The 26,725-nt window shown below is 73.3% G+C and carries 26 protein-coding genes; 9 read left to right on the forward strand and 17 right to left on the reverse strand.

All coding sequences use genetic code 11. The features are described 5' to 3' along the window. Positions 1–4 precede the first annotated feature (4 nt). Positions 5–487 (reverse strand): TspO/MBR family protein, encoded by a 483-nt coding sequence (locus ABD191_RS19565; RefSeq protein ID WP_344084119.1) that lies wholly within the window; start codon positions 485–487, stop codon positions 5–7. 73 nt (positions 488–560) lie between these two features. On the opposite strand from ABD191_RS19565, the gene ABD191_RS19570 reads away from it, so the two are divergent. Next, entirely contained in the window at positions 561–1,811 is a 1,251-nt protein-coding gene (locus ABD191_RS19570; RefSeq protein ID WP_344083874.1) for a protoporphyrinogen/coproporphyrinogen oxidase, read from the forward strand. 58 nt (positions 1,812–1,869) lie between these two features. On the opposite strand, the gene ABD191_RS19575 is transcribed toward ABD191_RS19570, so the two are convergent. Both ABD191_RS19575 and ABD191_RS19580 read right to left on the reverse strand, forming a co-directional pair. After that, a complete protein-coding gene (locus ABD191_RS19575; RefSeq protein WP_344083876.1) occupies positions 1,870–2,046 on the reverse strand; it encodes a hypothetical protein in 177 nt (58 codons plus the stop codon). Between the two features lie 172 nt (positions 2,047–2,218). Further along, on the reverse strand, positions 2,219–3,316 hold the full coding sequence (locus ABD191_RS19580) for a carboxylate-amine ligase (RefSeq protein ID WP_344083879.1): 1,098 nt from the start codon (positions 3,314–3,316) through the stop codon (positions 2,219–2,221). On the opposite strand from ABD191_RS19580, the gene ABD191_RS19585 reads away from it, so the two are divergent. Then, on the forward strand, positions 3,309–4,292 hold the full coding sequence (locus tag ABD191_RS19585; protein ID WP_344083881.1) for a carbohydrate kinase family protein: 984 nt from the start codon (positions 3,309–3,311) through the stop codon (positions 4,290–4,292). The genes ABD191_RS19580 and ABD191_RS19585 overlap by 8 nt on opposite strands. Before the next feature lie 130 nt (positions 4,293–4,422). On the opposite strand, the gene ABD191_RS19590 is transcribed toward ABD191_RS19585, so the two are convergent. From ABD191_RS19590 to ABD191_RS19625, 8 genes are all read right to left on the reverse strand, one after another. Beyond that, positions 4,423–5,274, reverse strand: a complete 852-nt coding sequence (locus ABD191_RS19590) for an amidohydrolase family protein (RefSeq protein ID WP_344083884.1) — start codon at positions 5,272–5,274, stop codon at positions 4,423–4,425. Next, positions 5,271–6,209 (reverse strand): aldo/keto reductase, encoded by a 939-nt coding sequence (locus ABD191_RS19595; RefSeq protein WP_344083887.1) that lies wholly within the window; start codon positions 6,207–6,209, stop codon positions 5,271–5,273. The genes ABD191_RS19590 and ABD191_RS19595 overlap by 4 nt, the downstream gene beginning before the upstream one ends. Continuing rightward, positions 6,206–6,964 carry an SDR family NAD(P)-dependent oxidoreductase gene (locus tag ABD191_RS19600; protein WP_344083889.1) on the reverse strand — a complete coding sequence of 253 codons (759 nt, stop codon included), beginning with the start codon at positions 6,962–6,964 and terminating at the stop codon, positions 6,206–6,208. Before ABD191_RS19600 ends, ABD191_RS19595 begins: the two co-directional genes overlap by 4 nt. Then, positions 6,961–7,809 (reverse strand): fumarylacetoacetate hydrolase family protein, encoded by an 849-nt coding sequence (locus tag ABD191_RS19605; RefSeq protein ID WP_344083891.1) that lies wholly within the window; start codon positions 7,807–7,809, stop codon positions 6,961–6,963. The genes ABD191_RS19600 and ABD191_RS19605 overlap by 4 nt, the downstream gene beginning before the upstream one ends. A gap of 94 nt (positions 7,810–7,903) precedes the next feature. Next, positions 7,904–8,140, reverse strand: a complete 237-nt coding sequence (locus ABD191_RS19610) for a hypothetical protein (protein WP_344083894.1) — start codon at positions 8,138–8,140, stop codon at positions 7,904–7,906. Positions 8,141–8,344: 204 nt separating this feature from the next. Then, the gene (locus tag ABD191_RS19615; RefSeq protein WP_344083897.1) at positions 8,345–10,414 is read right to left on the reverse strand and encodes an Hsp70 family protein; all 2,070 of its coding nucleotides are present in this window, start codon (positions 10,412–10,414) and stop codon (positions 8,345–8,347) included. Positions 10,415–10,451: 37 nt separating this feature from the next. Then, a complete protein-coding gene (locus tag ABD191_RS19620) occupies positions 10,452–11,897 on the reverse strand; it encodes a dynamin family protein (RefSeq protein ID WP_344084122.1) in 1,446 nt (481 codons plus the stop codon). Positions 11,898–11,944: 47 nt separating this feature from the next. Beyond that, positions 11,945–13,792 carry a dynamin family protein gene (locus ABD191_RS19625; RefSeq protein WP_425560775.1) on the reverse strand — a complete coding sequence of 616 codons (1,848 nt, stop codon included), beginning with the start codon at positions 13,790–13,792 and terminating at the stop codon, positions 11,945–11,947. Positions 13,793–13,951: 159 nt separating this feature from the next. Between ABD191_RS19625 and ABD191_RS19630 the strand changes: the two genes are divergently transcribed. From ABD191_RS19630 to ABD191_RS19640, 3 genes are read left to right on the forward strand one after another with little or no spacing between them, the layout of a single operon-like run. Then, positions 13,952–14,329: a GntR family transcriptional regulator gene (locus tag ABD191_RS19630; protein WP_344083900.1), complete on the forward strand. Its 378-nt coding sequence runs from the start codon at positions 13,952–13,954 to the stop codon at positions 14,327–14,329. A 46-nt stretch (positions 14,330–14,375) separates the two neighbouring features. Next, a complete protein-coding gene (locus tag ABD191_RS19635; RefSeq protein WP_344083903.1) occupies positions 14,376–15,257 on the forward strand; it encodes an ABC transporter ATP-binding protein in 882 nt (293 codons plus the stop codon). Next, positions 15,254–16,222 carry a hypothetical protein gene (locus ABD191_RS19640; RefSeq protein ID WP_344083906.1) on the forward strand — a complete coding sequence of 323 codons (969 nt, stop codon included), beginning with the start codon at positions 15,254–15,256 and terminating at the stop codon, positions 16,220–16,222. The genes ABD191_RS19635 and ABD191_RS19640 overlap by 4 nt, the downstream gene beginning before the upstream one ends. A 15-nt stretch (positions 16,223–16,237) precedes the next feature. Here ABD191_RS19640 and ABD191_RS19645 read toward each other — a convergent pair whose 3' ends face one another. The 5 genes from ABD191_RS19645 to ABD191_RS19665 form a co-directional block, all read right to left on the reverse strand. Further along, positions 16,238–16,633, reverse strand: coding sequence for a TraR/DksA family transcriptional regulator (locus ABD191_RS19645; protein WP_344083908.1), 396 nt, complete (start codon positions 16,631–16,633; stop codon positions 16,238–16,240). Between the two features lie 37 nt (positions 16,634–16,670). After that, positions 16,671–17,681: a carbohydrate ABC transporter permease gene (locus ABD191_RS19650; protein ID WP_344083911.1), complete on the reverse strand. Its 1,011-nt coding sequence runs from the start codon at positions 17,679–17,681 to the stop codon at positions 16,671–16,673. Next, entirely contained in the window at positions 17,678–18,685 is a 1,008-nt protein-coding gene (locus tag ABD191_RS19655; RefSeq protein ID WP_344083914.1) for a carbohydrate ABC transporter permease, read from the reverse strand. Before ABD191_RS19655 ends, ABD191_RS19650 begins: the two co-directional genes overlap by 4 nt. Positions 18,686–18,774: 89 nt before the next feature. After that, on the reverse strand, positions 18,775–20,139 hold the full coding sequence (locus ABD191_RS19660) for an ABC transporter substrate-binding protein (RefSeq protein ID WP_344083917.1): 1,365 nt from the start codon (positions 20,137–20,139) through the stop codon (positions 18,775–18,777). 302 nt (positions 20,140–20,441) lie between these two features. Further along, the gene (locus ABD191_RS19665) at positions 20,442–21,398 is read right to left on the reverse strand and encodes a GNAT family N-acetyltransferase (RefSeq protein ID WP_344083920.1); all 957 of its coding nucleotides are present in this window, start codon (positions 21,396–21,398) and stop codon (positions 20,442–20,444) included. Between the two features lie 335 nt (positions 21,399–21,733). Between ABD191_RS19665 and ABD191_RS19670 the strand changes: the two genes are divergently transcribed. The 4 genes from ABD191_RS19670 (at position 21,734) to ABD191_RS19685 (ending at position 26,342) form a co-directional block, all read left to right on the forward strand. Next, positions 21,734–21,973: a DUF397 domain-containing protein gene (locus ABD191_RS19670; protein WP_344083923.1), complete on the forward strand. Its 240-nt coding sequence runs from the start codon at positions 21,734–21,736 to the stop codon at positions 21,971–21,973. 232 nt (positions 21,974–22,205) lie between these two features. Next, positions 22,206–23,036: a helix-turn-helix domain-containing protein gene (locus ABD191_RS19675; protein WP_344084128.1), complete on the forward strand. Its 831-nt coding sequence runs from the start codon at positions 22,206–22,208 to the stop codon at positions 23,034–23,036. Positions 23,037–23,154: 118 nt separating this feature from the next. Continuing rightward, positions 23,155–23,559 carry a Fur family transcriptional regulator gene (locus ABD191_RS19680; protein WP_344083926.1) on the forward strand — a complete coding sequence of 135 codons (405 nt, stop codon included), beginning with the start codon at positions 23,155–23,157 and terminating at the stop codon, positions 23,557–23,559. Between the two features lie 236 nt (positions 23,560–23,795). Next, positions 23,796–26,342, forward strand: a complete 2,547-nt coding sequence (locus ABD191_RS19685; RefSeq protein ID WP_344083929.1) for an ATP-binding protein — start codon at positions 23,796–23,798, stop codon at positions 26,340–26,342. On the opposite strand, the gene ABD191_RS19690 is transcribed toward ABD191_RS19685, so the two are convergent. Beyond that, positions 26,323–26,718 (reverse strand): cellulose binding domain-containing protein, encoded by a 396-nt coding sequence (locus tag ABD191_RS19690; protein WP_344083932.1) that lies wholly within the window; start codon positions 26,716–26,718, stop codon positions 26,323–26,325. The genes ABD191_RS19685 and ABD191_RS19690 overlap by 20 nt on opposite strands. Between the last annotated feature and the right edge of the window lie 7 nt (positions 26,719–26,725).

Consider the following 26,725-nt stretch of genomic DNA (forward strand, 5'->3'; position numbering starts at 1 on the left):
CGCGTCAGTTCAGGCGCCAGATCGCGATGGTGAGCGCGGTCGCGTAGCTGACCCACGCCCAGTAGGGCAGCAGCAGCACCGCCGCGCCCCGGTGTACGCGCCAGAACGAGGCCACGGTGGCGCCGATCGCGGCCCACAGCAGCACGACGTCCACCGCGGCGAGCCCGTACGCCCCGAGGCCGAAGAAGATCGGCGTCCACGCGGCGTTGAGCACGAGCTGCACCGCGTACGGCACGAGGGGCCAGGACCAGCCCACCCGCCGCCACACCAGCCAGCCGGCGATCGCGATGGTCGCGTAGAGCACCGTCCAGACCGGCCCGAACAGCCAGGACGGCGGCGCCCACGCGGGCCGCTCCAGCGAGGCGTACTCCTGGCCCGTGCCGCTGATCCCCAGGCCGCCGATGGCCGCCGCCGCGAACGCCGCGAGCCCGAAGCCCACCAGCACCAGCCAGTCGCGTCCCCGATGCGCCCGCTCGATCGCCACCATGCTCTCTGTCGTGCCCACCGGCCCGGCCGGACAAACCCCGGTGGGCCGCCCATAACCCCGTTACGCTGCGACTATGACCGAGCGCCTGGACGCCGTGGTGGTCGGCGCGGGGTTGGCCGGGCTCGTCGCGGCGCGACGGCTGCACGACCGCGGCCGGCGGGTACGCGTCTTCGAGGCCGCCGACGACGTGGGCGGGCGGGTACGCACCGACGTCGTGGACGGCTTCCGGCTCGATCGCGGCTTTCAGACCGTCTGCCCGGCGTACCCGGCGTTCGCCCGGGAGTGCGACCTGGCGTCGCTGGACCTGCGGCCCTTCCCCCGGGGCGTCGGCGTGCTCACCAACGGCCGCGTCGAGCACCTGCGGCCGGACCTGCGCTCGCTCGGTGTGCTGCGCTCACGGGTCCTGTCCATCATGGACACCGTGCTGCTGGCGAGCATCGCGGCGCGCGACATGGTCGGCTCGGCCACCGGCATCGCCCACCGGCCCGACCGCAGCGTCCTGGCGGAGCTGACCGACGCCGGGCTCTCGCGGCGGGTCATCGAGCGCGTCGCGCGGCCCTTCCTGTCGGCCGTCCTGCTGGATGCCGACCTCACCAGCTCGGCGAACGTGGCGCACCTCATCTGGCGTTCGTTTTTGCGCGGCGGCGCGGCCGTCCCGGCGGCCGGCATGGCCGCGATCGGTCGCCAGCTGGCCGCGTCGATGCCGGACCTCGAGGTGGAGTGCGGCCGCGCGGTGGTCGAGGTCCACCCCGAGGGCGTACGCCTGCACGACGGCGAACGCGTACCCGCCCGCGCGGTGATCGTGGCCACGGACGGCACCACGGCGGCGCGGCTCGTGCCGGGCGTACCGGAGCCCACGTGGCGCGGCGTGACGACGTTCTACTTCGCGGCGGCCGAGCCGCCCCGCGACGACGGCCTGATCCTGCTCGACGCGGACGACCCCGGCACGGTCCGCAGCACGGTCGTGCTGAGCAATGTCGCCCCGGAGTACGCCCCGCCGGGCCGGGCGCTGGTCGCGGCGTCCATCCTCGGCGCGCACGAGCCGACCCGGGACCTGATCCGGCGGGTGCGGGCGCGACTGTCGGCTATCTACGGCACCACGACCGCGCGGTGGGACATGATCCGGGCGTACCCGATCGAACGGGCGCTGCCCGCGATGCCGGCCCCGCACGCGACGCGTCGGCGGGTGCGGTTCCAGCCGGACCTGTACGTATGCGGCGACCACCGCGACACCAGCTCGATCCAGGGCGCGCTCGTGTCCGGCCGGCGCACGGCCAACGAGGTGCTCACACAGTCACGGACCGCCGCGGCCGTGCCGGCCTGAACGGCAGGTCGACGCCCGCGGCCGGGTCACTGCCCAGGTGACCGGCCGCCGGCGTCGATCAGAGGTCCGTAGGCGGCGGAACCTTGCGGGTCACCCGCCGGGACTCAGCGTCGTCGGCCACCAGCACGACCGCGAGCATGCCCGCGATCACCACGCTGAACAGCCAGGACGCATCCTGGGTGACGCGCGCCGCGAAAGGCGCGTACGCCGCCAGAACGGTGAAGCCGATCCACATCCAACGCCGCTGAACGCGGCTCAGAAACCCAATACCCCCACGCACCCCAGCAGTCTGGTGCGTATCGAGCGGATTCGGGTCATCCGATCGGTCAGGAATTGGCCCGACCAAGGTACCAAACTACCTAAGATCACCGGTAGCCGCCAATGTGGACAGCGCCTGGCCAGCCCGGTCACGTCCGGCCGGCGGTGACCGCCACCAGGTCCGCGACCAGGTCGGCGTCGCTCGCGCCCGCGGCGAGCAGCTCCCGCTGCCGCTCGGCGGAGGTGCCCCGCGCCAGGAGCCGGTCGGCCAGCTCGCGCACGGTCGGCCACTCGCCACGCGCGCTCAGCTCCGGCCGTACGTGCTCCAGCAGCGCGTCGACCAGCTCACCGGCCGGCACGGCCCGCGACGCGAACGGATCGACGAGATCCTCCTCCAGCCCGGAGCGCGCCGCCCGCCAGGTGGCGGCCCGCACCAGCTCCACGGGCGCCTCGGGCGCCTCCTCGTCGGCCGCGGCCGTGGCGACCAGCGCCCGGCTCAGACCGGCGAGCAGCACCACATCATCCAGGTCCGGACAGCCGTCCGCGATGCGGATCTCCACGGTCGGGTAGCGCGCCGACGGCCGCGCGTCGTAATAGATCATGCCGGCGTCCTTGATCACGCCGGTGTCGACCAGCGACCCGATCAACCGGTCGTACTCCCGCGCGGAGCGCACGTCCGGCGGCGGCCCGACCGTGGGCCACCGGGAGATCGCCACCGTACGGTAGGACGCGTAGCCGGTGTCCCCGCCGCGGAACGTCGGCGAGCTGGCCGACATCGCCAGCAGCGTCGGCAGCCAGCCGCGCACCCGCCGCGCCACGCGCACCGCGAGGTCCCGGTCGGGCACGCCGACCTGCACCTGGCAGGCGCACACCTGCTGCTCGGCGACGAGCTGCTGGTACTCCTCATGGATCCACTGGTAGCGGGCCTTCGGGAAGACCCGGGCCACGGACGCCCCCGAGCCCGGCACCGTACCGCTGGCGGCCACGCCCAGTCCCAGCCCTTCGGCGGCCGTGACCAGGCGGGCCCGCCGCGCGATCAGGTCGGCGCGCAGCTCGTCGAGGCTGTGGTGCACCTCCGTACCCGTCTCGATCATCGTCCGGTGCAGCTCGGGCTCCACGTCGGCGCGCGAGTCGAGCAGCGCCCGGGCGCTGGCGCGCAGCTGCCCGGTCTCCAGATCGACGATGTGGAACTCCTCCTCGACCCCCATCGTCGCGCCGGGCGCGTGCGAGGCTGTCGGCGTGGACACGACGGACGGATCCCCCGACGCGGTGGTGCTCGGCGAAGCGCTCATGGATCTCCTCGAAACCCCGGATTCAGGCCCACAGACTGCCCTGGCCAGCGGCCCGACAAACACGGTCTTCCGGCCGGTCGTCGGCGGCGCGCCGCTCAACGTCGCCGTGGGCGTCGCCCGCCTCGGCGGCCGCGCGGTCTTCCTCGGCGCGCTCGCCACGGACGAACTGGGCCGGCGCATCCGCGCGCTGCTCGACGCCGCCGGGGTGGACACCGCCGGCTGCCCGGCCAGCCCGGCCCCGACCACCCTCGCGCTGGCCAGCTTCACCGGGGCCGAGCCCGACTTCCGGTTCTACGGGCAGCCGCCGTCCTACGCCGCGATCGGTCCTGACGACGTCGACCGCCGGTCGCTCGCCACCGCCCGTACGCTCTATTGTGGATCAATCGCGTTGCTGCAGCCGGGCCCGCTGGCCGCCGCCCGCGCGGCCTGGTCCGTCCCCGGACCCCTGCGCACCCTCGACCCCAACGTGCGCCCCCGCCTCACCCCCGACCCGGCCGCCCTGCGCGCCACCGTCGAGGAGTTCGCGGCGACCGCCCACCTGGTCAAGCTCAGCGAGCCGGACGCCCGGGAACTGTTCGACCTCGACCCGGACGCGGCGGCGGCGCACCTGCGCGCGGTCGGCGCGGCCACCGTCGTGGTCACCCTGGGCGCGGCCGGCGCGCTGGTCGCGCACGACACCACGGTGGTACGGGTACCCGCGCCGCGCGTGCGCGCCATCGACACCACCGGAGCGGGCGACGCGACCATGGCCGGCCTGCTGTTCGCCCTGGCCAGGGCCGGCCTGCCGGGCGACGCGTCCGGCTGGCGGTCACACGTCGCGTTCGCCACGTCGGTCGGCGCCCTGGTCTGCGAGACCCCCGGCGCGGCCACGGCCATGCCGACCCTCGCGGCCCTGCGCTCCCGCTTCCCCACCCTCCCCCTACCCACCTGACCCCATCCGCCCGCCGCCCCTTCCTGCCCCGGCGGACGTTTGGACGATTCCGCGCGTAATCCCCGGCCGGGTTAAGGCGCGGAATCGCCCAAACGCCGGCTGGGGCGCGGGGCGGTGGGCGGGTATCCCGTCAGGGGAGGTTGTACCAGTGGCGGGCGGTGGCGGACCGGAAGGCGGCGCGTTGCGTCGGGGTGAACGCGCTCGTGAGTTCGTCGGCGGCCGCCACCCAGTCGGCGTAGCTGGCGGCGAGCAGGCACACCGGCCAGTCGGAGCCGAACATGAGCCGGTCGGGGCCGAACGCGTCGATCGCCACGTCGGCGTACGGGCGCAGGCGCTCGACCGTCCAGTGGGCCCAGTCATCCTCGGTGACCAGGCCGGACAGCTTGGCGGCGACGTTCGGGCACGCGGCGAGCGCGCGCAGGTCGTCGGCCCAGGGGGCGAGGCCGCCGGCCGCGACCGGCGGTTTGCCCAGGTGGTCGAGGACGAACCTCAGTTCCGGCAGGGCGCGCACCGCCTCGGTGGCGGCGGGCAGCTGATGGTGCCGCACGAGCAGGTCGTAGACCAGGCCCGCGTCCGCGACGGCGGCCAGGCCCCGGCGCACGTCCGGGCGGGCCAGCCACCCGGGGTCCGGCTCGCTCTGCACGGGGTGCCGGATGCCGACGAGCCGCTCGCCGCCCGGCGCGGCCCGCAGCGCGGCGAGCGCGTCGGCGACATCCGGCGCGGTGAGGTCCACCCATCCCACCACCCCGGCGACCAGCCCGTCCCCATCGGCCGCGAGCGCCAGGAACTCCGGGGTCTCCGCCGCGAGCGGGACGGTCTGCACGAGCACGGTCGCGGTCACGCCAGCCGCCGCGGCGACCGGGGCCAGGTCGGCCAACGCGAAGTCGCGGTGGATGGCCGCCATCGAGTCGGGGTCGATCCACGGGTGGTCGCGCACGCCGAAGTCCCACACGTGGTGGTGCGCGTCGACCCTGCCGCTCACAGGTCCTCCAGCGCGGTCCAGAGTTCTGCGGATATCGGGGTCTCCAGCAGGGCGAGGTCCTCGCGGACCTCGCCGGCGCCGCGCATGCCCGCCACGACCGCGCTGACGGCCGGGTGGCGCAGCGGGAACTGCACGGCGGCGGCCGCGAGCGGCACCCCGTACGCGGCGCAGAGGCGTTGCATCGCGCGCGCCCGGGCGAGCACGGCCGGGTCCGCGGGCGCGTAGTTGTAGCGCGCCCCCGGCCTGGGGTCGGCGAGGATGCCGCTGTTGAACGCGCCGCCCACGAGCACGCCCACGCCGCGCTGACCGCACGCCGGCAGCAGGTCGGCGGCGGCCTCCCGGTCGAGCAGGGTGTACCGCCCGGCGACGAGCACGACGTCGATGTCGGTCTCCCGGACGAACCGCGTCAGCATGGCCGACTGGTTCATGCCCGCGCCGATGGCGCGCACGACGCCCTCGTCCCGCAGCCCGGCCAGCGCCGGGTACGCCGCGCCGACGGCCTCGGCCCAGTGCTCGTCCGGGTCGTGGATGAGCGCCACGTCGACCCGGTCGAGGCCGAGGCGCTCCAGGCTCTCCGCCAGCGACCGGCGCACCCCGTCGGCGCTGTAGTCGCGCACCCGCACGACATCGCGCGGCGCGCCGACGAAGCCCTCCTCGTCGTGGGCGGCCCGGCCGGGCACGAGCAGCCGGCCGACCTTCGTCACCACGGTGTAGTCGTCGCGGGGCAGCCCGCGCAGGAACTCCCCCAGCCGGCGCTCGGCGAGCCCCGCGCCGTAGTGCGGGGCGGTGTCGAACAGGCGCACCCCGCCGTCCCAGGCGGCGCTCAGCGTCGCGGCCGCCACGGCGTCGCTGACCGGCTCGTACAGGCCGGCGAGCGGGGCCGTGCCGAGCGCCAGCCGCCCGGCGCGTACGCCCGCCCACCGCGGGGCGGTCACGACGCGGCCGCCGGGCGCGTGCGCAGCGCGTCCATGCCGCCGTCGACAGCGAGGGCAACGCCCGTGACGGCGCCCGTGAGCGGGCTGGCCAGGTACGCCACCGCGGCGGCGACCTCCTCGGCGGTGACGAGCCGGCCGGTGGGCTGGCGGGCGGCGAGTGCGGCCCGTTCGGCGTCCGGGTCGTCGGCCGCCGCGAGCAGCCGCGCCACCCAGGGGGTGTCGACCGTGCCGGGGGTCACGCAGTTGACGCGGATGCCCTCGCGGACGTGGTCGGCGGCCATGGCTCGGGTCAGCGCCAGCACGGCGCCCTTGGAGGCGGAGTAGAGGGCGCGCTGCGGCAGGCCGGCCGTGGCGGCGATCGAGCACATGTTGACGATCGCGGCGGCCGGGGACCGGCGCAGGTGCGGCAGGGCGGCCCGGCTGACCCGGGCGATGCCCACGACATTCACGTCGAGGACGCGCGACCACTCGTCGTCCGGGTTGTCGGCCACGGTCCCCTGCGCGCCGATGCCGGCGTTGTTGACCAGGATGTCCAGCCGGCCGAACCGGTCGACCACGGCCCCGATGGCGGCCCGCGCGGACGCGTCGTCGGTGACGTCACAGGCCACCGCGAGGACGCCGGCCACCCCGACGTCCGTGCTGAGGTCGAGCACGGCCACCCGGGCGCCGCGCGCGGCGAGCAGCCGCGCGGTGGCGAGCCCGATCCCGGACGCGCCGCCGGTCACCGCCGCGACGAGCCCGGCGAGTTCGCTCACGCCTGGCCGACTTCCTGGCGCTGGCGGCCGAGCCCGTCGATCTCCAGCTCCATGACGTCACCCTCGACCAGGTACGGGTACCTGCCGCCCAGTGCCACGCCCGCCGGGGTGCCCGTGTTGATGAGGTCGCCGGGCTCGAGGACCATGAACTGGCTCAGGTACCACACGACATGCGCGACGTCGAAGATCATGTTCTTGGTGCTGCCGTCCTGGCGCGGCTCGCCGTTGACCCACAGCCGCAGGCCCAGGTCCTGCGGGTCGGCGACCTCGTCGGCGGTGACCAGCCACGGCCCCAGCGGGTTGAAGGTCTCGCACGACTTGCCCTTGTCCCACTGACCGCCCCGGTCCAGCTGGAACTCCCGCTCGCTCACGTCGTTGGAGATCGCGTACCCGGCGATGACGGCGCGCGCCTGCCCCGGGTCGGCCAGATAGCGGGCCGTCGCCCCGATGACGACCGCGAGCTCGACCTCGTAGTCCGTGCGGGTGCTCGCGCGCGGCACGAGCACGACGTCGTCCGGGCCGACCACGGTGTTCGGGGCCTTCATGAAAACGACCGGCTCGGCCGGGGTCGCGGCGCCGGACTCGGCCGCGTGGTCGGCGTAGTTCAGGCCGATGCAGACGACCTTGCCGGGCCGGGCGATGGGGGCCCCGACGCGCAGGCCGCGTCCGTCGAGCTCGGGCAGTTCGCCCGCCGCCAGGGCGGCTGCCGCGCGGGCCAACCCGCCGCCGGCGAGAAAGGCGCCGTCCACGTCCCGCGTGATGCCGCCCAGGTCGAACAGCCGCCCGTCCTCAGCGAGCACCGCGGGTCGCTCCGCACCGGCGTCGCCCAGCCGTACCAGTCTCACTGTCGCGCTCCCGAACCGTGCGTCGTGGGAATTAGTTGTGGGTCCCAACAGACTGGCACGCCGCCCCCGCCGGGGTAAAGCGTCGGGGTACGGCCTAGAGCGACGCGGCCAGCGACTCGCGCAGGAGGTCCACGCGGACCCGCAGCGGCTCCGGCAGCTCCGCCTCCTCGGCCAGCAGCCGGCCCAGGGTGTCGTGCAACCCGTGCACCACGTCCGATGTCGACTCGGCCACCACGATGACCTCATCGATCTGTAGCGCCCAGCTCTCGTACCCCGCGTCGACGAGGTCCGCGCTGATCGAACCCGCGGAGATATAGATATCTCCCGCCATGGTAAGCCTCCCCACGCCGGTACGAGACCTCATCATGCCGGTCACGCGAGCCGGTTTCACCTCCACGAATCATGACAAGAGGAGCTTGGCGCCGCCGCATAGACCCCGGTACGGGGGTCACCTGCGAGGACATCGCCACGAGGTCGACGGATGTCCGAAAAATGATCTCTCGCACATGGTCGAACGGGTGAATCCCGGTGCGCCTCAGATCCGGCGGACCGGCCAGCAGTTGCCCGTACGGAAGTGTTCCGTGTGATCGTCCGCCACGAGATTGTGGTTGGCCTGGGCGATGCGCGCGCAGATCTTCGGCAGCTTGAGGTTGTTCAGGCTCTTGAACTCCGAGTCCGACGTGCTGATCCGCGACGGGTTCTGGTCCTCGATGTACCAGCTGCCCCGGTCGTCGGCCTGCGTGCCCATGACGTCCGCGGCCGGCTCCGTGCCGTCGCTGTTGTAGAAGTGCACGTGGTAGCCGCCGCGCTTGTTGGGCGTCGAGCCGCCCCAGTCGGCGTCGTACCTGATGACCAGCTGCCTGCCGTTGAACGTCACATCGGTGATGCACACCCAGCGCGGGTTCGCCTTGATCTCGTCGGTGCACTGCTCGTCGGCGGGCCGGGTCGCGGTCGGCGTCTCCGACGGGGGCCCGGCGGTCGTCGGCGGGACGGCCTGCGAGGTCGGCGGCGCGGCCGCCGAGGTGACGATCGCGGGCGCGGTCGTCGCCAGGGTGCTCGACGTGCCGTCCCCACCGCCGGGGGTGTCCTTCATGTTGGCCAGGACGTACGCGGTGCCGCCGCCGAGCAGCAGGACCAGTACGGCCGCCGCCGCCGCGAGGATCGGCAGCCGCGAGCGGCCGGCCTGGCCGCCGCCCGGCCCGCCCGCGCCCGGCCCGGCCGGGCCGGGGAAGCCGGCCGCCATCGTCGGCGGACCGCCCGCCGCACCCGGGTAGCCGCCCGGCGCGCCCGGGTACCCCGCGGGGACCGTGGGCGGGCCCGCCGAGACCGGCGGCTGGCCACCGTGGCCGGGCGGCGTCTGGCCACCGTCGGCCACGGTGGGCGGGCCGGCCACGTGGAGTACGGTCGGGGTCGGCTGCGCGCCGACGGGCGTACCGCCCGGGGGTGGAACGGGAATCGCGAGCGTCGGAGCGCCCGCCGGGGCGTCGGCGGCCGGCGACGCGGCGCCACCACCGACGGCAGCGGCGCCGGCCGCGCCGCCGAGGGCCATCGCCGCCAGGCCGGCCGCGCCGAGCGCGACCGCGTGCTTGGGGTGGGCGTCCACGGCCACGGGACGGCCGAGCTCCGCGCCGACGAGCTGCGCCACGATCGGCATCCGCGAGGAGCCGCCCACGAGCAGCACGGAGTGCAGCTGCTCGGGGGTCACGCCCGCCGACCGCAGCGCCCGGCGCAGCGCCTCGATCGAGTCGTAGAGCGCCGGGCGGACCATCGCCTCCAGTTCGGCGCGGGTCAGCCGCACCTCGGTGGCCAGGTTGGGCAGCAGCACCGGGATGGAGACATCCGTGTCCGACGACAGCGCCTCCTTCGCCTCCGTGACCTCGTCACGCAGCCGCGCGACGCCCGCGATGGCGGCCGGGTCGTCCTCGTCGAGCTGGTCGATCGCGTCGCCGATGGCGCGGCGCACGTGACCGAAGACGGCCGCGTCGAAGTCGATGCCGCCGAGGCGCTCGATGCCCTCGGGCTGGCCGAGGATCTCGAAGCCGGTCGGCGTCTTGCGCAGCACGGCCGCGTCGAAGGTGCCGCCGCCCAGGTCGTAGACGGCGACCACGGCGCCGGGTTCGATGCGCTGCTGGCGCGCGTAGAACACCGCCGCGGCCTCGGGCTCGGTCGTGTACGAGACCGGCTGCTCCAGACCGGCGATGCGGACGGCCTGGCGCAGCAGATCCGTCTTGTACGGGCCCCAGTTGGCCGGGTGCGACACCGTGATCGAGGCCGGCGCGCCGCCCTCGCGACGGGTCACCTCGTCAATGACGCTGCGCAGCACCCGCGCCATGAGCGCCTCGGCCGACACCGGCACGCCGCCGAGCAGGATCGGAGTAGTGTCCCCCAGCCGGCGCTTGAACTCGCGCGCCACGCGGTGCGGCTCCGACAGGCCGCGCCGGTTCGCGGTCTCGCCGATGAGGAACGTCTCGTCCTCGCGCAGCAGCACCACCGACGGGATGGCCGCGCCGCGACTGCCCAGCGACGCGATCTCGGCGCGCCCGTCGCGCCACACGGCGGCTGCGGTGAAGGTGGTGCCCAGGTCGATGCCGAGTGCGTACACCATGGACTCCGGGTGCTCGGTGAGGGGACTGTGCGTGACCCTATCCCGTGCGCGCCAACTCGGTCACCATGCCTTCGCAGGACCGGACGGCCACCCGAGCGGCCAGTGCCAGCTCATGCGAGGTCATCGGGTTCTCGGCCCGGCGCTGCCAGCGCGTCAACGCGTCCTGGGCGAGCGCGGCGAGTGTCCGGTTGCCGACGTCAGGCCCCTGGTCGAGTCGCAGGTGCACGGCCTGCCCCCGCCCGCCGATCAGCCGCTCCAGCTCCTCGAGCACGGGCTCCTTGCCGGTCACCCAGCCCGCGCGCAGCGAGGCGAGCACCCGCAGCTCCTGGAACGGGTGCGCGGACGCCACGATCTCCTCGACCTCCGCGAGCACGCCCTCACTGCCCGGGCGCGGCTCGGCGCGGGCCAGCCCGGCGAGCGCCAGCAGCGCCGAGCGGCTCTTGAGCACGTCACGGCGCTCGTCGAACAGCGACCGCAGCACCTCCCGGAGCTCGGCCAGGCCACTGTGGACGACCAGCTCGCGCGCCAGGGCGGTGGCCGTCGGCGCCACGCCGGTGCGCAGCAGCTGCGCGCACAGGCGCAGGCCGAACAGGCCGAACCGGTCCAGCAGCACCCGCCGCTCCGTTTCGGTGACGCCCAGCTGCGGCAGCCGGGTCACGAACCGGTCGGCCGAGAGCAGCAACTCGTCGCCCTCGGCCGGTGTCAGATCGGCGACCCGCCGCAACTGGCCGACCTCGGCCTCGGTCAGGGTCACGGCCGTCTCCGCGAGCAGGCCGGCCACCGGCACCACGGTCTGCACCACCCGGCGCACGTTGGCGTCCGTACCCAGCCGGCGCGCGATGCGCCGCGCCGAGTCCATCGAGTCCAGCCGGCCCACCGCGATCTCGTCGGTACGCGACAGGATGCCGATCGCGTTGACCGGGTTGGGCCGCGACACGGTCGTGTCGTGGAAGGCGTGCAGGAACTCCAGGTCGGTGTGGTGCAGGTGACGCATCAGGTAGAGCACGGCGTCGGCCGGCGTCTCCTCATCGTCGGTGACGAGCAGCTCCCAGGCACGCGAGGCGACATGCGCGGTCAGCGAGCCGATGCCGGGGGTGTCGATGAGGGTCATGCCGCGCAGCGCCTGCGACGGCCAGAGGATCTGCAGGTCCTCCACATCCTCGGGGGCCAGGTCCGCCAGATCCACCTCGATGGCGCCGTCGTCGCGGGTGAAGCGCAGCTGGCGCGGGTCGCCCCGGCGGGGACGCGCGGTCACCCGGTACGTGTGCCCGTCCCGGTACCAGGTGACGATGCGGGTGCACTCCCCCGCGTCCGTGGGCGCGAGCCGCTCCCCCACGAGCGCGTTGAGCAGCGTGGACTTGCCGGACTTCACGCGTCCGGCGATCGCGACCCGCAGCGGCTCGTCCAGCCGGTCGCGGGCGGCGTCCAGCCGGGCGGCCGTGACCGTGCCGTGGTAGACCTGACCCGCGCGGGCCAGCGCCATGCGGGTGCGGTCCACGAGCCCGGTCGGCCGGGCGCTTCCCGTCGCGCTCACGGGCTGGTCACCGACAGGGCCAGCTGGCGCAGCTGGAGCAGGCGGGCCAGCTCCGCGTCGATCTCGGCCAGCCGGCGCTCGCGGTCGGTCCGGCTGCGGTTGGCCGCCTCCCCGGCGGCCGCGAGCGCCTGCGCGTTGGAGCGGTTGAGCTCCTCGGCCAGCCCGCTGTAGTGGTCGCGCAGCTGGCGCTGGATGCGCCGCAGCGTGTCGCGGGAGTCCTTGCCCACCACAAAGGTCACCTCGTCGCAGTAGCGGCGCACCGCGTTCTTGGCCTGCGCGCGCCGCTGGCGCAACTGGCGCTTCTTCTCGTCGCGCAGTCCCTTGTGGCCCATCACCAGGCCGATGCCCAGCGAGATCGGGGCGAGCGCGATGCCCGCGAGGCTGCCCAGCACGGTGAACATGATGATCCCGCCGTACGCGCCGCGCAGCGCGACCATCGCCTGCTTGCCCACCCGCATCTTCTCCAGCTCCAGGCTGTGCTCCAGCTGGGCCTGCGACGCCAGCGGCGCCGGGTCGCGCACGGCCAGCTCGTCCAGCACCTCGCCGGACGCCTGCCGGAAGTGCTCGGCCACCTGCTCGCTCAGCGCGGTCGCCTTCGTCCGCAGCAGCGCGTAGTTGCTGAGCATCTCCTGCGAGATCCGCGAGTGCAGCCACGACTGCATCTGCGGCCAGCCGTCGCCCGGGTCCATGGTGTCGATCGTCTCGTCCGCCTCCTGGGTCACGCCCCGGATGCGCGCGCGCAGGTCGTGGTCGACATCGGAGGTGAGGTCGGCGATGCCGTCGTTGAGCGTCTGGCTCCACCGGGCGGCCGCGCCGCGCAGTTCCTCCACCCGCTGCTTCACGGCCGTCAGCTCGGCGACCACCGCGGCCGCGGCGGCCGGGTCGGCCAGCGCGGCCCGCTCGGTGCGCAGCTCGCCGCCGAGCCGGTCACAGACGGCCAGGACCTCCGCGACCGCGCCTGCCGCGACCCGGTCGGCGGCCGTGCCGCCGGCCCGGCCGGCCACGAACGCCACCAGCTCGGCGAAGCCGGACTCCGCGAACGCGGTCCCGTCGCCGGCATGCACGGCGTGCTGGCGCAGCGCCGAGGAGACCGCGATGAGCGGCACGTCCGGCCCCAGGTGGCCCCGGTCGATGTCGCGGATGCGCCGCCAGGCAGGGTAGAAGTCGGTCTTGGTGAGCACGCACACGACCGTGTCGCACGCCTGGCGCGCCTGCCGCAGGAAGTCCATCTCCGTGCGGGTCAGCTCCTGCGAGGCATCCGTCACGAACAGCACCGCGTCGGCCATGGCCGTGGCCGCGAGGCTCGCCGCCGCGTGTGCCGATCCCAGCCCGCCCACGCCGGGGGTGTCGACCAGCACCAGGCCCTGGGCGAGCAGGTCGTGGTCGATGCCGATCTCGACCCCGGCCAGGCGCGCGCCCGCGGGCGCGGGCACCGCCTCGCCGCCCTCCACCACGTAGCGCCCGGCGTCCGTCGGCGCGATCGCGCTGCGCGACAGCGGGGTCCCGTCGGACTCCTCCGCGTCGAACACGAGCGACGCGGTCGGCTCGGCGGCGTGGCGCACGTACGTGGGCACGGCCGTGGAGACGTCGTCGTCCACCGGGCACACCGCGTGCCCCAGCAGCGCGTTCACCAAAGAACTCTTGCCCTGTTTGAACTCGCCGGCGACGACGACGTGCACGTTCGGCTCGGCGAGCGCACGGCGCGCGGCACGCAGTTGCGCGGTGACGTCGTCGCGTCCGTACGGTGCGCAGACGCGCAGCGCCCGCTCCACGACGACGGTCGCCCGGCCCAGCGCGCCGCCCTCGGGCGGGTCGTCCAGCGTCGTGCTCGGCCCCGGTCCCACGGTGGCGATTGTGCCCCATGGGCGCCCCCCGTTGGCAGCGTCATTCGGACGCATGGCCGTCACCTGCACACATGGGACCGACCACGCGTCCTGGGTCTTGACAGGCCGTGGCCGACGAGGCACATTCATTCCACTAATTGATTAGTGGAACGGTGTTGAGTGATCGAGTTCCGGATCGACCGCCGCTCCGGAGTGGCGACATATCTGCAGCTGGTCCAGCAGACCAACCAGGCCCTCCGGTTGGGCCTGCTCATGCCCGGCGACCGGCTGCCGACCGCCAAAGAGGTCGTGGCCGCCACCGCGATCAATCCGAACACCGTGCTGAAGGCGTACCGGGAACTCGAACGGGAGGGACTGGTCGAACCGCGCCCGGGGCTCGGCACCTTCGTGCGGCGGTCGCTGGCCCGCGCGGACGCGGCAGCCGACGCCCCGCTGCGCGCCGACCTGGACGCGTGGCTGCGCGCCGCCCGCACGGCAGGCCTGGAACGCGAGGACGTCGAGGCCATGGTCAAAGCCGCCCTGGACACGCAGTACTGACACGAGGGAGCCGATAACGTTGGGGACACCATCACACGAGGCCGCGATGACGGCCATCGACCTCGGCAAGCGGTACCGCCGAGGTTGGGCGTTGCGGGGCTGCTCCTTCGACGTGCCGGCCGGGCGGGTGTCCGCGCTCGTCGGCCCCAACGGCGCCGGAAAGAGCACCCTCATGGCGCTGGCCACCGGGCTGCTGCGCCCGACGGACGGCGAGATCCGCGTGCTGGGCAACCGGCCGGGCACCCGTGGCACCCACCGGAAGCTCGCGTTTCTCGCCCAGGACAAACCGCTGTACCGGCGGTTCACGGTCGCGGAGATGCTCCGGGCCGGGCGCGCCCTCAACACGGAATGGGATCACGCGTACGCGCGACGACTCGTCGACGAGGCTGATGTCGATCCCGACGCCCGCATCAGCACGCTCTCCGGCGGACAGCGCACGCGCGTGGCCCTCGCGGTGGCGCTCGGCCGTCGCCCCCGGATCCTCATGCTCGACGAACCGCTGGCCGACCTCGACCCGCTGGCCCGTGAAGAGGTCATGCAGACGGTGATGTCGGAAGTGGCCGAGACCGGGATGACCGTCATGCTCTCCTCGCACGTGCTGGCCGACCTGGACGGCGTCTGCGACCACCTGGTGCTGCTGGCCAACGGTCGGGTGCACCTCGTGGGCGACGTGGACGACCTGATCGCCGGCCACCGGGTCATGATCGGACCCCGCCGCGCCGGCGGGCACGGTCTGCCGCCCGGGTTGGTGGTCCAGGCACGCGCCACCGGTCGCCAGGAAACGGTCCTCGTCAAGGACGGCGGCTGGCAGGACGTCACGGGCTGGGAGCTGATCGAACCGAACCTGGAGGAGCTGGCGATGGCCTACCTGCGCTCCGCGTCCCCGACGCGGCCGACGCGCGCGGCGGCGGAGGTGGCGGCCGCATGACCTGGGTGGCCTGGCGCCAGCAGCGCCTGCAACTGCTGCTCACCCTCGTGGTCATCCTCGCGGTGACCGGGGTCCTGGTCTACTTCCGTATCGACGCCGTCGCCTACCTGCGCGCGCACGGGATCGAGGGTTGCCGCACAGCGGACGAGGCGCGGTGCGACGCCGCCGCGCTGAGCGCCTTCGGCAGTGAGTACCGCGCGTACGTGTCGCTGTTCCCGTTGGTGCTGCTGTGCCTGCCGGTGCTGCTCGGGATGTTCGCCGGCGCGCCCCTGTTCGCCCGCGAGTTCGAGCAGGGTACGCACATCTTCGCGCTCACCCAGTCGGTGGGGCGGGTGCGGTGGTGGACGACGAAACTGGTGGTCGCGGCGGTGCCGGTGCTCGTCGGGACGGCCGTGCTCGGGCTGGTCGGCGCCTGGGCCCTGCGCCCGTTCAGCGTCATCGCGCACGGGCGCATGATGACCCCCGGCTTCGAGACGCAGGGCCTCGTCGTGATGGCGTACACCGCGCTGGCCATTGCCCTCGGCGCCACCGCCGGCCTGCTGTGGCGCAACACGGTGGCGGCCATGGCGCTCACGATCGTCTGCTATCTCGTCCTGCTCGTCGGCGTCGCGGGCACGTTGCGCGCCTCGTATGTCGAGCCGGCGCGGGCCCACGGTGCCGTCGAGGCAGGCGCCGCGATCGGCTCGCGGAGCGGCCGGAGCGTCGTACCCGACGATGCCTGGCGGCTCAGCACCGTGTACTACGACGCGGCCGGCACGGCGACGGCCTTCGACCCGTCGTCGTGCACCGAGGCCGACCGGAGCATCGAGAACTGCCTGCGCCGGCAGGACATCGCCAGCCTTACCGCGTCCTACCATCCCGACAACCGGTTCTGGCGCATGCAACTGATCGAGTCGGCGATCTTCCTCGCCGTCGGCGCGTCGCTGCTCTGCCTGGGCGCCTGGGCCCTGATCAGACGGCGGTGACCCCGGTCCGGTGGGCTAGCGTCGCTCGAAGGCCTGCTTGCAGCGCACGCACGCCGTCGCCGTCGGGTAGACCTCCAGTCGCTCGGCCGGGATCGGCTTGCCGCAGTGCTCGCAGCGGCCGTAGTCACCGCTGTCCAGCCGGGCGAGGGCGTACTCGAGCTGGCCGCGGCGCTCGAACAGGCTGGCCACGAGGGTGAGCTGCTCCTCGCGGGCGGCCGTACGGCTGCCGGCGTCGACCTCGTCCTCCCCGGCGCGGTCGACGCCGCCGACGCGGGCCATGGCGTCGGCCTCGGCGAGCGCGCTCTCGTGGGCGGCGCACGTGTCCAGGTAGAGACCCTGCAGGAGGTCCCGCAGGCTGTTGTTGTGCGCGGCGGCGGGGTTCAGTACCGGCGGGGTGTCCATGATGGTCATGCCGCCGCTGTTACCCGCCGCCGCGCGGGCGGAAACGTCAGCCCTTCACCGCGCCCGCGAGCAGGCCGCGCACGAAGTAGCGCTGCAACGCGAAGAACACGATCAATGGGATCACGATGGATACGAAGGCGCCGGCCGTGAGCAGCTCCCACCGGCTGCCGAAACCGCCCGACAGCTGCGCGAGCCGCACGGTCAACGGCGCCACCTCGGGGGTACCGCCGGCGAAGGTGAGCCCGACCAGCAGGTCGTTCCACACCCACAGGAACTGGAAGATGGCGAACGACGCCAGCGCCGGGGTGGCCAGCGGCAGCACGATCGACCGGAAGATGCGCAGGTGGCTCGCGCCGTCCACGCGGGCGGCCTCCATCACCTCGTTGGGCAGCTGGGCGATGAAGTTGTGCAGCAGGAACACCGCGAGCGGCAGCGCGAACATGGTGTGCGCGATCCACACCGGGAAGTACGTGCCGCCGAGGTCGAGCGCCGGCAGGATCCGCACGGTGCCCAGGTGGGCCCCGCCGGAGAACAGTTGCAGCAGCGGGATGAGCGCCATCTGCAGCGGCACGACCTGCAGCGCGAAGATGATGAAGAAGAGCGTGTCGCTGCCCCGGAACCGCACCCAGGCCAGGGCGTACGCGGCCATGGAGGCGAACGCGAGCGGCAGGATCGCGCTCGGGATGGTGATGGCGAGGGAGTTCACCAGGTACGGAAACAAGCCGCCGCTGACGCCGAAGCCGCCCTCGACGAGCACCGTGCGGTAGTTGTCGAGAGTGACCGTCGGATTGGTGAACCACGTCCACCAGCCCGTGTCGGACGCGTCGCCGGCCGGGCGGATGGAGGTGATGGCGAGGCCCACGGTCGGGATGGTCCAGACGACCGTGAGCGCGAGGATGAGGATGGTCGCGACCGGCGAGCTGAACGCCCGCCGCACGGCCTTCACCCCGGGCTCGCGCTTCCTGGTCGGCTCGGGCAGGACGGGTGCCGGCGGCACCCCGGACGGCGAGGTCGCCGGGACGGGCGCCTCCGGCTGCGTGGCGGAGTCGTCACTCATCGGTTCGCACGCTCCTTCCGCAGCTGCACGATGTTGTAGCCGACCAGCGGCAGTACGGCGAGGAAGAGGATGACGGCGAGCGCGCTGCCACGCCCGACGTTGAACTGCGTGAACGATTGGGAGTACATCTCGTTGGCGAGCACCTGGGTGCCGAAGTTGCCGCCGGTCATCGTCCGTACGATGTCAAAGATCTTCAAGGTAATGATCATCACGGTGGTGAGCACGACGACGACCGTGCTGCGGATCATCGGGATGGTGATGCGCCACAGCATCTTGGCGCCGCCCGCTCCGTCCACCCGGGCCGACTCGATGATGTCGCTGGGGATCGCCTTGATCGCCGCCGACAGCACCACCATGGCGAAGCCCGTCTGGACCCAGATGAGGATCACCATGAGCAGGAAGTTGTTCAGCGTCGGCTCGAGCATCCAGTTGGGCGGGTTGTCCCAGCCCAGCGCCATGACGATTTGGCTGAGCAGGCCGATCTGCGGCTGGCCGGGCTCCCGGTAGTCGTAGACGAACTTCCAGATGATGCTGGCGCCCACGAACGAGATCGCCATGGGCATGAAGATCAAAGACTTGTACGCCGCCTCGCCGCGCACCTTGTCGGCCAGGAGGGCGAGTGTGAGGCCGAGCGCCGTGGTGACGACCGGCGCTACGATGATCCACAGCAGCGTGTTGACCAGGATGTCCTGGATGCCGGGCGTGGTGAACGCCCAGACGTAGTTCTTCCAGCCGAGCAGCTTCGTCCCGCTGGCGTTGGAGAAGCCCAGGTAGATGGTGCGGATCGCCGGCACGACCAGGCCGACGAGCAGCAGCACGATCGCCGGGCCGACCAGCACCACAATGGCCACGGGCCGCTCGAAGCGGCCGGTGGCGCGGCCGGCGACGAAGAAGACGAACAGCAGCACGGCGAGGAAGACTGCCAGCACCTGGACGACCAGGAACAGCTTCCATCCCGAGTCGACCAGGGTGGAGTCCGCGAGCACCGCGCTCGGGTCAGACATCATCGACTTCCCCTCTGGGGTGGATGGACGGTCGTCGCGGCCCGGTCACCCGGACCGCGACGACCGTGTGCGGATGCGCGCCGCCGGACCTACTCCGGCCAGGCCGCGTCGATGTCCTTGACCACCTTGTCGATGCTCTGGCCCTCGGCGAACCAGGCGGTCATCGACTTCCACTCCTGACCCGCGCCGACCGCGGCCGGCATGAGGTCGGAGGCGTCGAAGCGGAACGTGCCGCTCGTGTCCGACAGCGTCTTGGCCGACAGCGCGTCCAGCGGGTCGGTGTAGAGGCTGAGGTCGACGCCGTTGTTGGCCGACACCCATCCGGGTGCCGCCTTGACCCGGCTGCTCGCCCACTCCGGGGTCGACAGGTAGGTCTGCACGGCCTGAACCTCGGGCCGGTCGGCGAACGCGGTGACGAACTCGCCGCCGCCGACGACCGGGGTCTTGATCGCCGGGTTCACGGGCGGCAGGTAGAACGCGAAGACGTCCTTGTCCGGACCGATCGTGGTGCCGGCGGGCCACTGCGGCCGGTAGAACGAGGCCTGCTGCAGCATGTAGCACTTGCCGCTGAGGATCGGCTTGCCGGCGTCCTGGAAGCGGGTCGTCGCGATCGTCTTCACATCGCCGAATCCACCGTTGACCCAGGCCGGGTTGAGCATCCAGTCGGCGACCGTCTGCATCGACTGGCGGATCTCCGGCGAGTCGAACTTGACCTCATGGCTGATCCACTTGTCGTAGACCTCGCCGCCGTGCTGACCGAGCACGACCTGCTCCAGCCAGTCCGTGGCGGGCCAGCCCGTGGCCGTGCCGGAGCTGATGCCGCCGCACCACGGCTTCGCCTTGCCGTCGGTGGCGATCTTGTTGCTGAGCGCCATCAGGTCGGCCCAGGTGGTCGGCACCGTGTAGCCGCCGTCGGCGAACGACTTCGGCGAGTACCACACGAGCGACTTCATGTTGGAGCTCATCGGGGCGGCGTAGAACGTCCCGTCCACCGAGCCGTAGGCCTTCCAGCCCGGTGCCCAGTACTTCTCCACGTTGGCCAGGGTCTGGGCCGGCGGCTTGACCACCTTGCCGGCCTGCACCATCTGCTTGAGCAGGCCCGGCTGCGGGATGGGTGCCAGGTCGGGCGCGTTGCCGCCCGTCACGCGGACGGGCAACTGCGACTCGAAGTCGTTGGACCCCTCGTACGAGATGGTGATCCCGGTGCAGGTCTGGAACTCCGCCCAGGACTTCTGCAGGGAGTCCGACTCGGGACTGATGATGGACGCGAACATCGTGACGGTCTTGCCGGCATGCCCGGCGTACGCCTGGTATTTGGCGCAGTCACCGGTCAGCGTGGGCACGGGACCGGAGGTCTCGTCGCCCGAACCGCCCTGGCAGGCCGCCAGGACGAGGGAGAGCGCGGCGGCCGGGGCCGCCACCGTGAGAAAACGTCGGTTCATCCGTGCCCTCATGCTGACTCCATTGACGGGTCAGTAGCGTGCATTCTGTCCTCCTTGGCAGGCGTTCGCCCGGGTCGGGGGGTTGACATCGCTCGGGTCACTCTCCGTATGGGAGAGCACACGTCGGGGTGCCGACTCATCCCACTCAAGCCGGCTGCCCCGACGGTGTCCAGCATTTCGCCGAGATCAAAAATGTAACTATCAGGTAACAAGAGGTCGGAAAGGGACTGCCCAGGACACGGCGACACGCCAAGACGCCCGCGGGCGTGGGGAACGCGCCGCGGGCGTGAGTGGACTGTGGACTGTCCGGCCGGTCAGCCCAGGGCGGCCGACGCGACCGGTCGGGACGCCGGTTGACCGTAGTAACGCACCTGATCCACCTGGCGGAAGCCGACGGAGGCGAGCGCGTCGCAGACGAACGGGCATGGGGCGACCGTGCGCGCCACGACCGCGCCGAACGAGGCGCTGACGCGGGCCGCCGCGGCGGCGAGCGCCGCGCGCACCGCGCTCGCGGTCGCGCTGTCCAGGTGCGGGTGGACGACCAGGTCGGCGATGACGGCCTCCGGCGGCCCGGAGACGTCCTCATCGGACTGTGGATAGACCAGTGCCGCGCCGGACAGCCCGCGTTCGTCCCCGGCGAGCAGGAGGCCGTCGGGGCGGTAGCGCTCGTCGGTCGTCCACCGTACGAACATGTCGCGGGCGTCCGCGTGCCCGCAGTGCGGGTACGCGGACAGGATGAGATCGGCGACCGCCCGGTTCAGGTACTCCCCCGGCCGGGCGGCCCGCACCTGCACCCCGCTGGGCGCGGGCGGCTCCTCGGCCACCGGCAGCGCCGCGGCGAGCAGGTTCGCCGTGTGGAGGGGGTGCCAGCCGGCCTTCTCGAACAGGTTCCAGCCCACCGAGCGGCTCTCGGGGATGGGCCCGGTCGTGAACCGGATGCCCGGCCGGGCATCGGCGACCGCGGCCGCCGCCCGCAGCACGGCGGTGCCGAGGCCGGCCCCGCGCGCCGACGGGTGCACGAGCGGACCGATCAGCTCGCCGGTGGCCTCGAGCGTCGCCGGCCAGAGCATCGCGGCGGCGGCGACCAGCCGGCCGCCGTCGCGAACCACCAGCAACGTCGTGGCGGTCGTGCCGGTCGGCCGCAGCCGCGACCGGATCATCGCCGGGGTGATGGCCTGTTGATCGGGCCACCCCCGCACGGCCGCGTAAGCCAACTCGGCCAGGTCGGCGTCCAGTTCATAGGACGGCCGATAGTCGATTGACTCGATCATGATCAGCACCACCAACCGTCGAGGGCCTTCCGGGCGGACGCGTCGGCAAACAGCCTCGGCCATCCCATGGCTACTGTGCGTGGCCGGCGCGCCGGCGCGCCCACCCGGTCACCCGACGACGCGGAGCCTGCTCGGCGCGGCGTCGGGGAGTACTTGCGCCTTGTCATGCCCATCTTTTGTCACTCGGAGTAAGCGGACACATACACATGCACATGCGATATCATGACCGTTATGCTCTGCAGAAGCAAGAGCCGATGCACGTGCATCTGGCCGAACGACGGGCCCTCCGCCGTACGCCTTCTTCCCCGTCCCCTCGCGTTCCCAGGAGATCTCTGATGCAGCATCTCTACAACGGAATGCCGGCCACCGAGCTTTCAGCGGCGCGCTGGCAGAAGAGCCAACGCAGCAATCCGCACGGCAACTGCGTCGAGATGGCCGCCCTACCGGACGGTCGCGGCGTGGCGGTGCGCAACTCGAAGGACCCCGAGGGCCCCGCACTCCTGTTCACGTGGGCTGAGATCGCCGCGTTCGTCCATGGCGCTCGCGACGGCGACTTCGATAACCTGCTCGGCTGATCAACCGCCCCACGGCACCGTCACCAGCGCGGCACGCCGTGGGGCGCGGCTGTGTCCGGCGAGGACGGACACGACCGCGAGAGGGTACGGACGGCTGTAGTACCTGACGCAGCGTCCATGGCATGCTTACGCGGACGACGCGATGGGCCGCGACAGCTCGGGGCGGAAAGGTTGGCAGGTGACGATGGCGGAGCCGTCGGGCGGGACGAGCGGTGGTCCCACAGTCCTGCGCATGCTGCTCGGCGCCCACCTGCGGAGGCTGCGCGAGGCGGCCGGAGTCACCCGCGAGGACGCCGGCTGGGAGATCCGCTCGTCGGAGTCGAAGATCAGCCGCATGGAGCTGGGCCGCGTCAGCTTCAAGGAGCGCGACGTCGCCGACCTGCTCACTCTCTACGGGCTCGATGACGACGACGAGCGCAACCGGCTGCTCGCGCTGGCCCGCGACGCGAACACCCCCGGCTGGTGGCACCGCTACGGCGACGTGCTGCCCAACTGGTTCCAGTCCTACCTGGGCCTGGAGGCGTCCGCGTCGCTCATCCGCACCTACGAGGTGCAGTTCATTCCGGGCCTGCTGCAGACCCCCGAGTACGCGCGGGGCGTCATCCTGCTCGGCAACGCCACCGCCAAGCCCGAGGACGTCGACCGGCGCGTGACGCTGCGCATCAAGCGCCAGGACCTGCTCACCCGCCCCGACCCGCCGCAGATCTGGGCGGTCGTCGACGAGGCGGCGCTGCGGCGCCCGATCGGCGGCCCGGAGGTCATGCGCGGGCAGCTGGAGGCGCTGCTGTCGGCGACGAAGCTGCCGAACGTGCGCCTGCAGGTGATCCCCTTCCGGGCCGGCGGGCACGCGGCGGCCGGCGGCGCCTTCTCCATCCTGCGCTTCCCCGACCAGGACCTGCCCGATGTCGTCTACGTCGAGCAGCTCACCAGCGCGCTCTATATGGACAAACGCGACGACGTCGACCATTACGCCGAGGCGATGGAGCGGCTGTGCGTCGAGGCCGAGCCGCCGACGCGGACCACCGAGATCCTCGAGGGCATCCTGCGGGATCTGCCCACCTGATCTTCCGCGTCCCGTGGGCCCAACCGACCGTGACCTGCGCGATCAGCGAAACAGTGCGGTCGCCGTAGACTCGGGCGGAGGCACCGGCCGGTGCCTTCGCACGTACCCGGAGATCATCGTGACGCAGTCCACCCCTGGCGCCCGCAACACCCGCCAGCGCGGCGAGGTCCTCGCGCTGATGGCGGAGACCGATGACTTCCGCACCGCGCAGCAGTTGCACATGGCACTGCGCGAGCGCGGCGCCAGCGTCGGACTGACCACGGTGTACCGGACCCTGCAGCTGCTGGTCGACGCCGACGAGGTCGACACGATGCGGCTGCCCTCCGGCGAGCAGCTCTACCGCCGCTGCGGGCAGTCGCACCACCACCACCTCGTGTGCCGCGGGTGCGGCACGACCGTCGAGGTCGAGGGACCCACGGTCGAGCGGTGGACCGACCGCATCGCGGCCGAGCACGGCTTCACGGACGTGAGCCACACCTTGGAGATCTTCGGGACCTGCCCGCGCTGCGCCGCGCGAGGTTAGCTGTCCAACCGCGTCCAGGATCGGGGGCGCGGGCGCGCGAGACGGGCGACCATGGACGCAACGTTGGTGCCGGGCCCCGCCCCGCGGGCCCGCACCAGCCCCCGGCACCTGGCCGGAGCGTCCCAGTCCGGCCAGGTGTCGGACTCTGGACCGGAGCGGCACGAAACGACGTGTGACGCTCCGACTACGCTTATGCCATCGACACGCATAAGGATCTCGCACGCGGCGTCGACGCGGTGCACACCCTCGCCGACCTGGCCGGCGTACTGCGCGACCTGCGCCGCAGGCACGCGCGCCGCACGGGCGGGGCGCCGCTGTCCTACCGGGAGCTGGCCGCCGCGGCGGGCTGGTCGCACGGCATCATCGGCGAGTACCTCGCGGGCCGGGTCCTGCCGCCGACCGACCGGTTCGACGTGCTCGTGCGCCTGCTCGGTGCCTCCCCGACCGAGCAGGGCGCGCTGGCCACCGCCCGCGACCGGGTGGAGGAGACCCGCCGGCAGGCCCTGGCCGCCGCCCCGGTCGGCCCGGTCCCCCACCAACTGCCCGCCGAGGTGAGCGGGTTCACCGGCCGCCAGCAGGAACTCGCCACGCTCGACACCCTGCTCGACCCGGCGGCGCAGGGCGAGTCCGGGCCGGCGAGCGCCGTCGTCGTCACGGCCGTGGCCGGCACCGCCGGGGTCGGCAAGACCACCCTCGCGCTGCGCTGGGCGCACCGGTCCGCCGACCGCTTCCCCGACGGGCAGCTCTACCTGGACCTGCGCGGCTACGACCCGGACCGCCCCATCGAACCGGCCGGCGCGCTCGCCACGCTGCTCGGCGGGCTCGGCGTCAGCGCCACCGACCTGCCGACCGACCTGGCCGGCCGGGCAGCGCTCTACCGCACCCTGCTGTCCGGCCGGCGGATGCTCGTCGTGCTCGACAACGCGGCGACGCCCGATCAGGTGCGCCCGTTGCTGCCCGGCACGGCCACCTGCCGCACGGTGGTCACCAGCCGCGACAGCCTCGCCGGCCTGGTCGCCCGCGACGGCGCCCGGCGGCTCGACCTCGACCTGCTCACGACCGCCGAGGCCGTCGCGCTGCTGCGTACTCTCGTGGGAGAGCGCGTGGACGCGGAGCCGGTGGCGGCCGCGGACCTCGCCGACCGGTGCGCCCGCCTGCCGTTGGCCCTGCGTATCGCCGCCGAGCGCGCGGTCGCGACGCCCGGACGGCGGCTCGCCGACCTCGCCGACGACCTGCGCGACGAGGCCAACCGGCTGGACCTGCTGGCCGTCGCCGGCGACCCGAGGGCCGCGCTGCGCGGCGTGTTCTCCTGGTCGCACCGGCACCTGCCGCGCGCCGCAGCGCGGGCGTTCGACCTGCTCGGCCTGCACCCGGGCCGCGACATCGACGTGGCCGCCCTGGCCGCGCTCGCCGACTGCGACGCCGCGACCGCCCGGGCGTCCCTCGACCGGCTCGCCGAGGCGCACCTCGTCACGCCGGCCGGGCCCGCCCCCGACGGGGAGCCGGGTTGGCGCATGCACGACCTGCTGCGCGCGTACGCCGTCGAGCGGGCCGGCCGCCTGCCCGACGCGCGCGCGGCGCTCGGCCGGCTGCTCGATCACTACTCGCACCGCGCGCGGGGCGCGGCGCGGGCGCTGTTCCCGCACGACCGGGCGGCGGGCGACGACGGCGCCCGGTTCGACGCGCCCGGCGCGCCCACCTCGCCCGAGGCGGCGGGCGCGTGGCTGGACGGCCAGCGCGCCAACCTGGTCGCCGTGGCCACCCACGCCGCCGAGCACGGCTGGCCGGAGCACGCCGTGGCGCTGTCCACGGCGCTGTGGCGCTACCTGGAGGTCGGGGGTCGCTACCAGGACGCGCTCGCCGTACACGCGGGCGCGGCGCGGGCCGCGCGCACGCCCTCGGCGAAGGCGCACGTGCTGACGAACCTCGGCAGTACGCACTGGAGCCTGGGCGACCACCGCACCGCCCGGCGCTGCTTCGACCGGTCGCTGGCGGCGTTCCGGGCGGCCGGCGACCCCGCCGGGCAGGCGCGGGCGCTGGCCCGGCTGGCCCTGGTCTACGAGCGGCTGGGCGACTATCCACAGTCCCTGGAACATCTGAAGGCGGCCCTGGCCGGGTACCGGCAGACGGGCAACCGCCACGGCGTGGGCACCCAGCTGCTGAACCTGGGGGCGCTGCAGCGGCGGCTCGGCGACCTCGCGGCCGCGGTCGCGCGCCAGCGGGAGGCGGCCGAGATCTTCGCCGACCTGGGCGACCGCCGCCTGCTCGGGTACTCGCTGGGCAACCTGGGCGCGACCGAGAGCGAGCGCGGGGAGCACGACGCGGCGCTCCAGCATCTCGACGAGGCGCTGGCGGCCTGCCTCGCGACCGGCGACCGGGGCGGCGAGGGCAGCGCGCACGCGGCGCTCGGCGCGGCGTACGCCCGCATGGGTCGCCACGAGGAGGCGGCCGGGCACCTGGACCGGGCGCTGACCATCGCGGCCGCGATCGGCGAGGCGAGCCTGCGGATGGAGGCGCTCAACACGCTGGGCGAGAGCTGGACGGCGCGCGGCCGGCCCACGGACGCGATCGGCGTCCACCGCGCGGCGCAGGACCTGGCCAAGCGCAACGGTGACCGGTACGAGCACGCCCGGGCGCTGAACGGACTGGCCGCGGCGTTCGCGGCGACGGGGCGCCCCGAGGAGGCGGAGTCCAGCCGGCGGCGGGCGCGCGCGATCTACCGCAAGCTCGGCGTCCCCGAGCCGGTCGAGGCGCCGCCCACGGTCAACACGGGACGCCGTTGACGGTGATGTCGGTCGGGATCTCGGTGGCCGCGGCGACGCCGCTCCAGCCGAAAACGAGCGACCGGCCGGTGGGCAGGACGGCGTTCCAGGAGGCGTTGACGGCCGTCGCCACGCCGTCCGGGGTCTGGGTGAGGGCGGCGTTCCAGGTCGCGCCGATCTGCGTCGGGTGCGCGAAGCTCCAGCGCACGGTCCAACCGTCGATGGCCGGGCCGTTGTTCACCATGAGGATGTCGGCCATGAAGCCGCCCCGCCACTGCGACAGGTAGTAGGTGCACTCCACGCCGGTGGTGGCGGCGCCCGCCGGGGACGGCGCCAGGGCCACGGCGGCGAGCACGGCCACGACGGCTGCCGCCAGGTCCCGCCTGCGTGTCCTCATCGCGTCT

Origin of the sequence: Luedemannella helvata, from assembly GCF_039528415.1 — a bacterium.
In the GTDB taxonomy this organism is placed as follows: domain Bacteria; phylum Actinomycetota; class Actinomycetes; order Mycobacteriales; family Micromonosporaceae; genus Luedemannella; species Luedemannella helvata.

Coding starts and splice junctions, on each gene's coding strand:
- ABD191_RS19565 (WP_344084119.1), bottom strand. CDS start 487: ATGGTGGCGATCGAGCGGGCGCATCGGGGACGCGACTGGCTGGTGCTG.
- ABD191_RS19570 (WP_344083874.1), top strand. CDS start 561: ATGACCGAGCGCCTGGACGCCGTGGTGGTCGGCGCGGGGTTGGCCGGG.
- ABD191_RS19575 (WP_344083876.1), bottom strand. CDS start 2,046: ATGTGGATCGGCTTCACCGTTCTGGCGGCGTACGCGCCTTTCGCGGCG.
- ABD191_RS19610 (WP_344083894.1), bottom strand. CDS start 8,140: ATGGCGGGAGATATCTATATCTCCGCGGGTTCGATCAGCGCGGACCTC.
- ABD191_RS19615 (WP_344083897.1), bottom strand. CDS start 10,414: ATGGTGTACGCACTCGGCATCGACCTGGGCACCACCTTCACCGCAGCC.
- ABD191_RS19620 (WP_344084122.1), bottom strand. CDS start 11,897: ATGGCGCTGGCCCGCGCGGGTCAGGTCTACCACGGCACGGTCACGGCC.
- ABD191_RS19635 (WP_344083903.1), top strand. CDS start 14,376: ATGACGGCCATCGACCTCGGCAAGCGGTACCGCCGAGGTTGGGCGTTG.
- ABD191_RS19640 (WP_344083906.1), top strand. CDS start 15,254: ATGACCTGGGTGGCCTGGCGCCAGCAGCGCCTGCAACTGCTGCTCACC.
- ABD191_RS19645 (WP_344083908.1), bottom strand. CDS start 16,633: ATGACCATCATGGACACCCCGCCGGTACTGAACCCCGCCGCCGCGCAC.
- ABD191_RS19650 (WP_344083911.1), bottom strand. CDS start 17,681: ATGAGTGACGACTCCGCCACGCAGCCGGAGGCGCCCGTCCCGGCGACC.
- ABD191_RS19655 (WP_344083914.1), bottom strand. CDS start 18,685: ATGTCTGACCCGAGCGCGGTGCTCGCGGACTCCACCCTGGTCGACTCG.
- ABD191_RS19660 (WP_344083917.1), bottom strand. CDS start 20,139: ATGAGGGCACGGATGAACCGACGTTTTCTCACGGTGGCGGCCCCGGCC.
- ABD191_RS19665 (WP_344083920.1), bottom strand. CDS start 21,398: ATGATCGAGTCAATCGACTATCGGCCGTCCTATGAACTGGACGCCGAC.
- ABD191_RS19670 (WP_344083923.1), top strand. CDS start 21,734: ATGCAGCATCTCTACAACGGAATGCCGGCCACCGAGCTTTCAGCGGCG.
- ABD191_RS19675 (WP_344084128.1), top strand. CDS start 22,206: ATGCTGCTCGGCGCCCACCTGCGGAGGCTGCGCGAGGCGGCCGGAGTC.
- ABD191_RS19690 (WP_344083932.1), bottom strand. CDS start 26,718: ATGAGGACACGCAGGCGGGACCTGGCGGCAGCCGTCGTGGCCGTGCTC.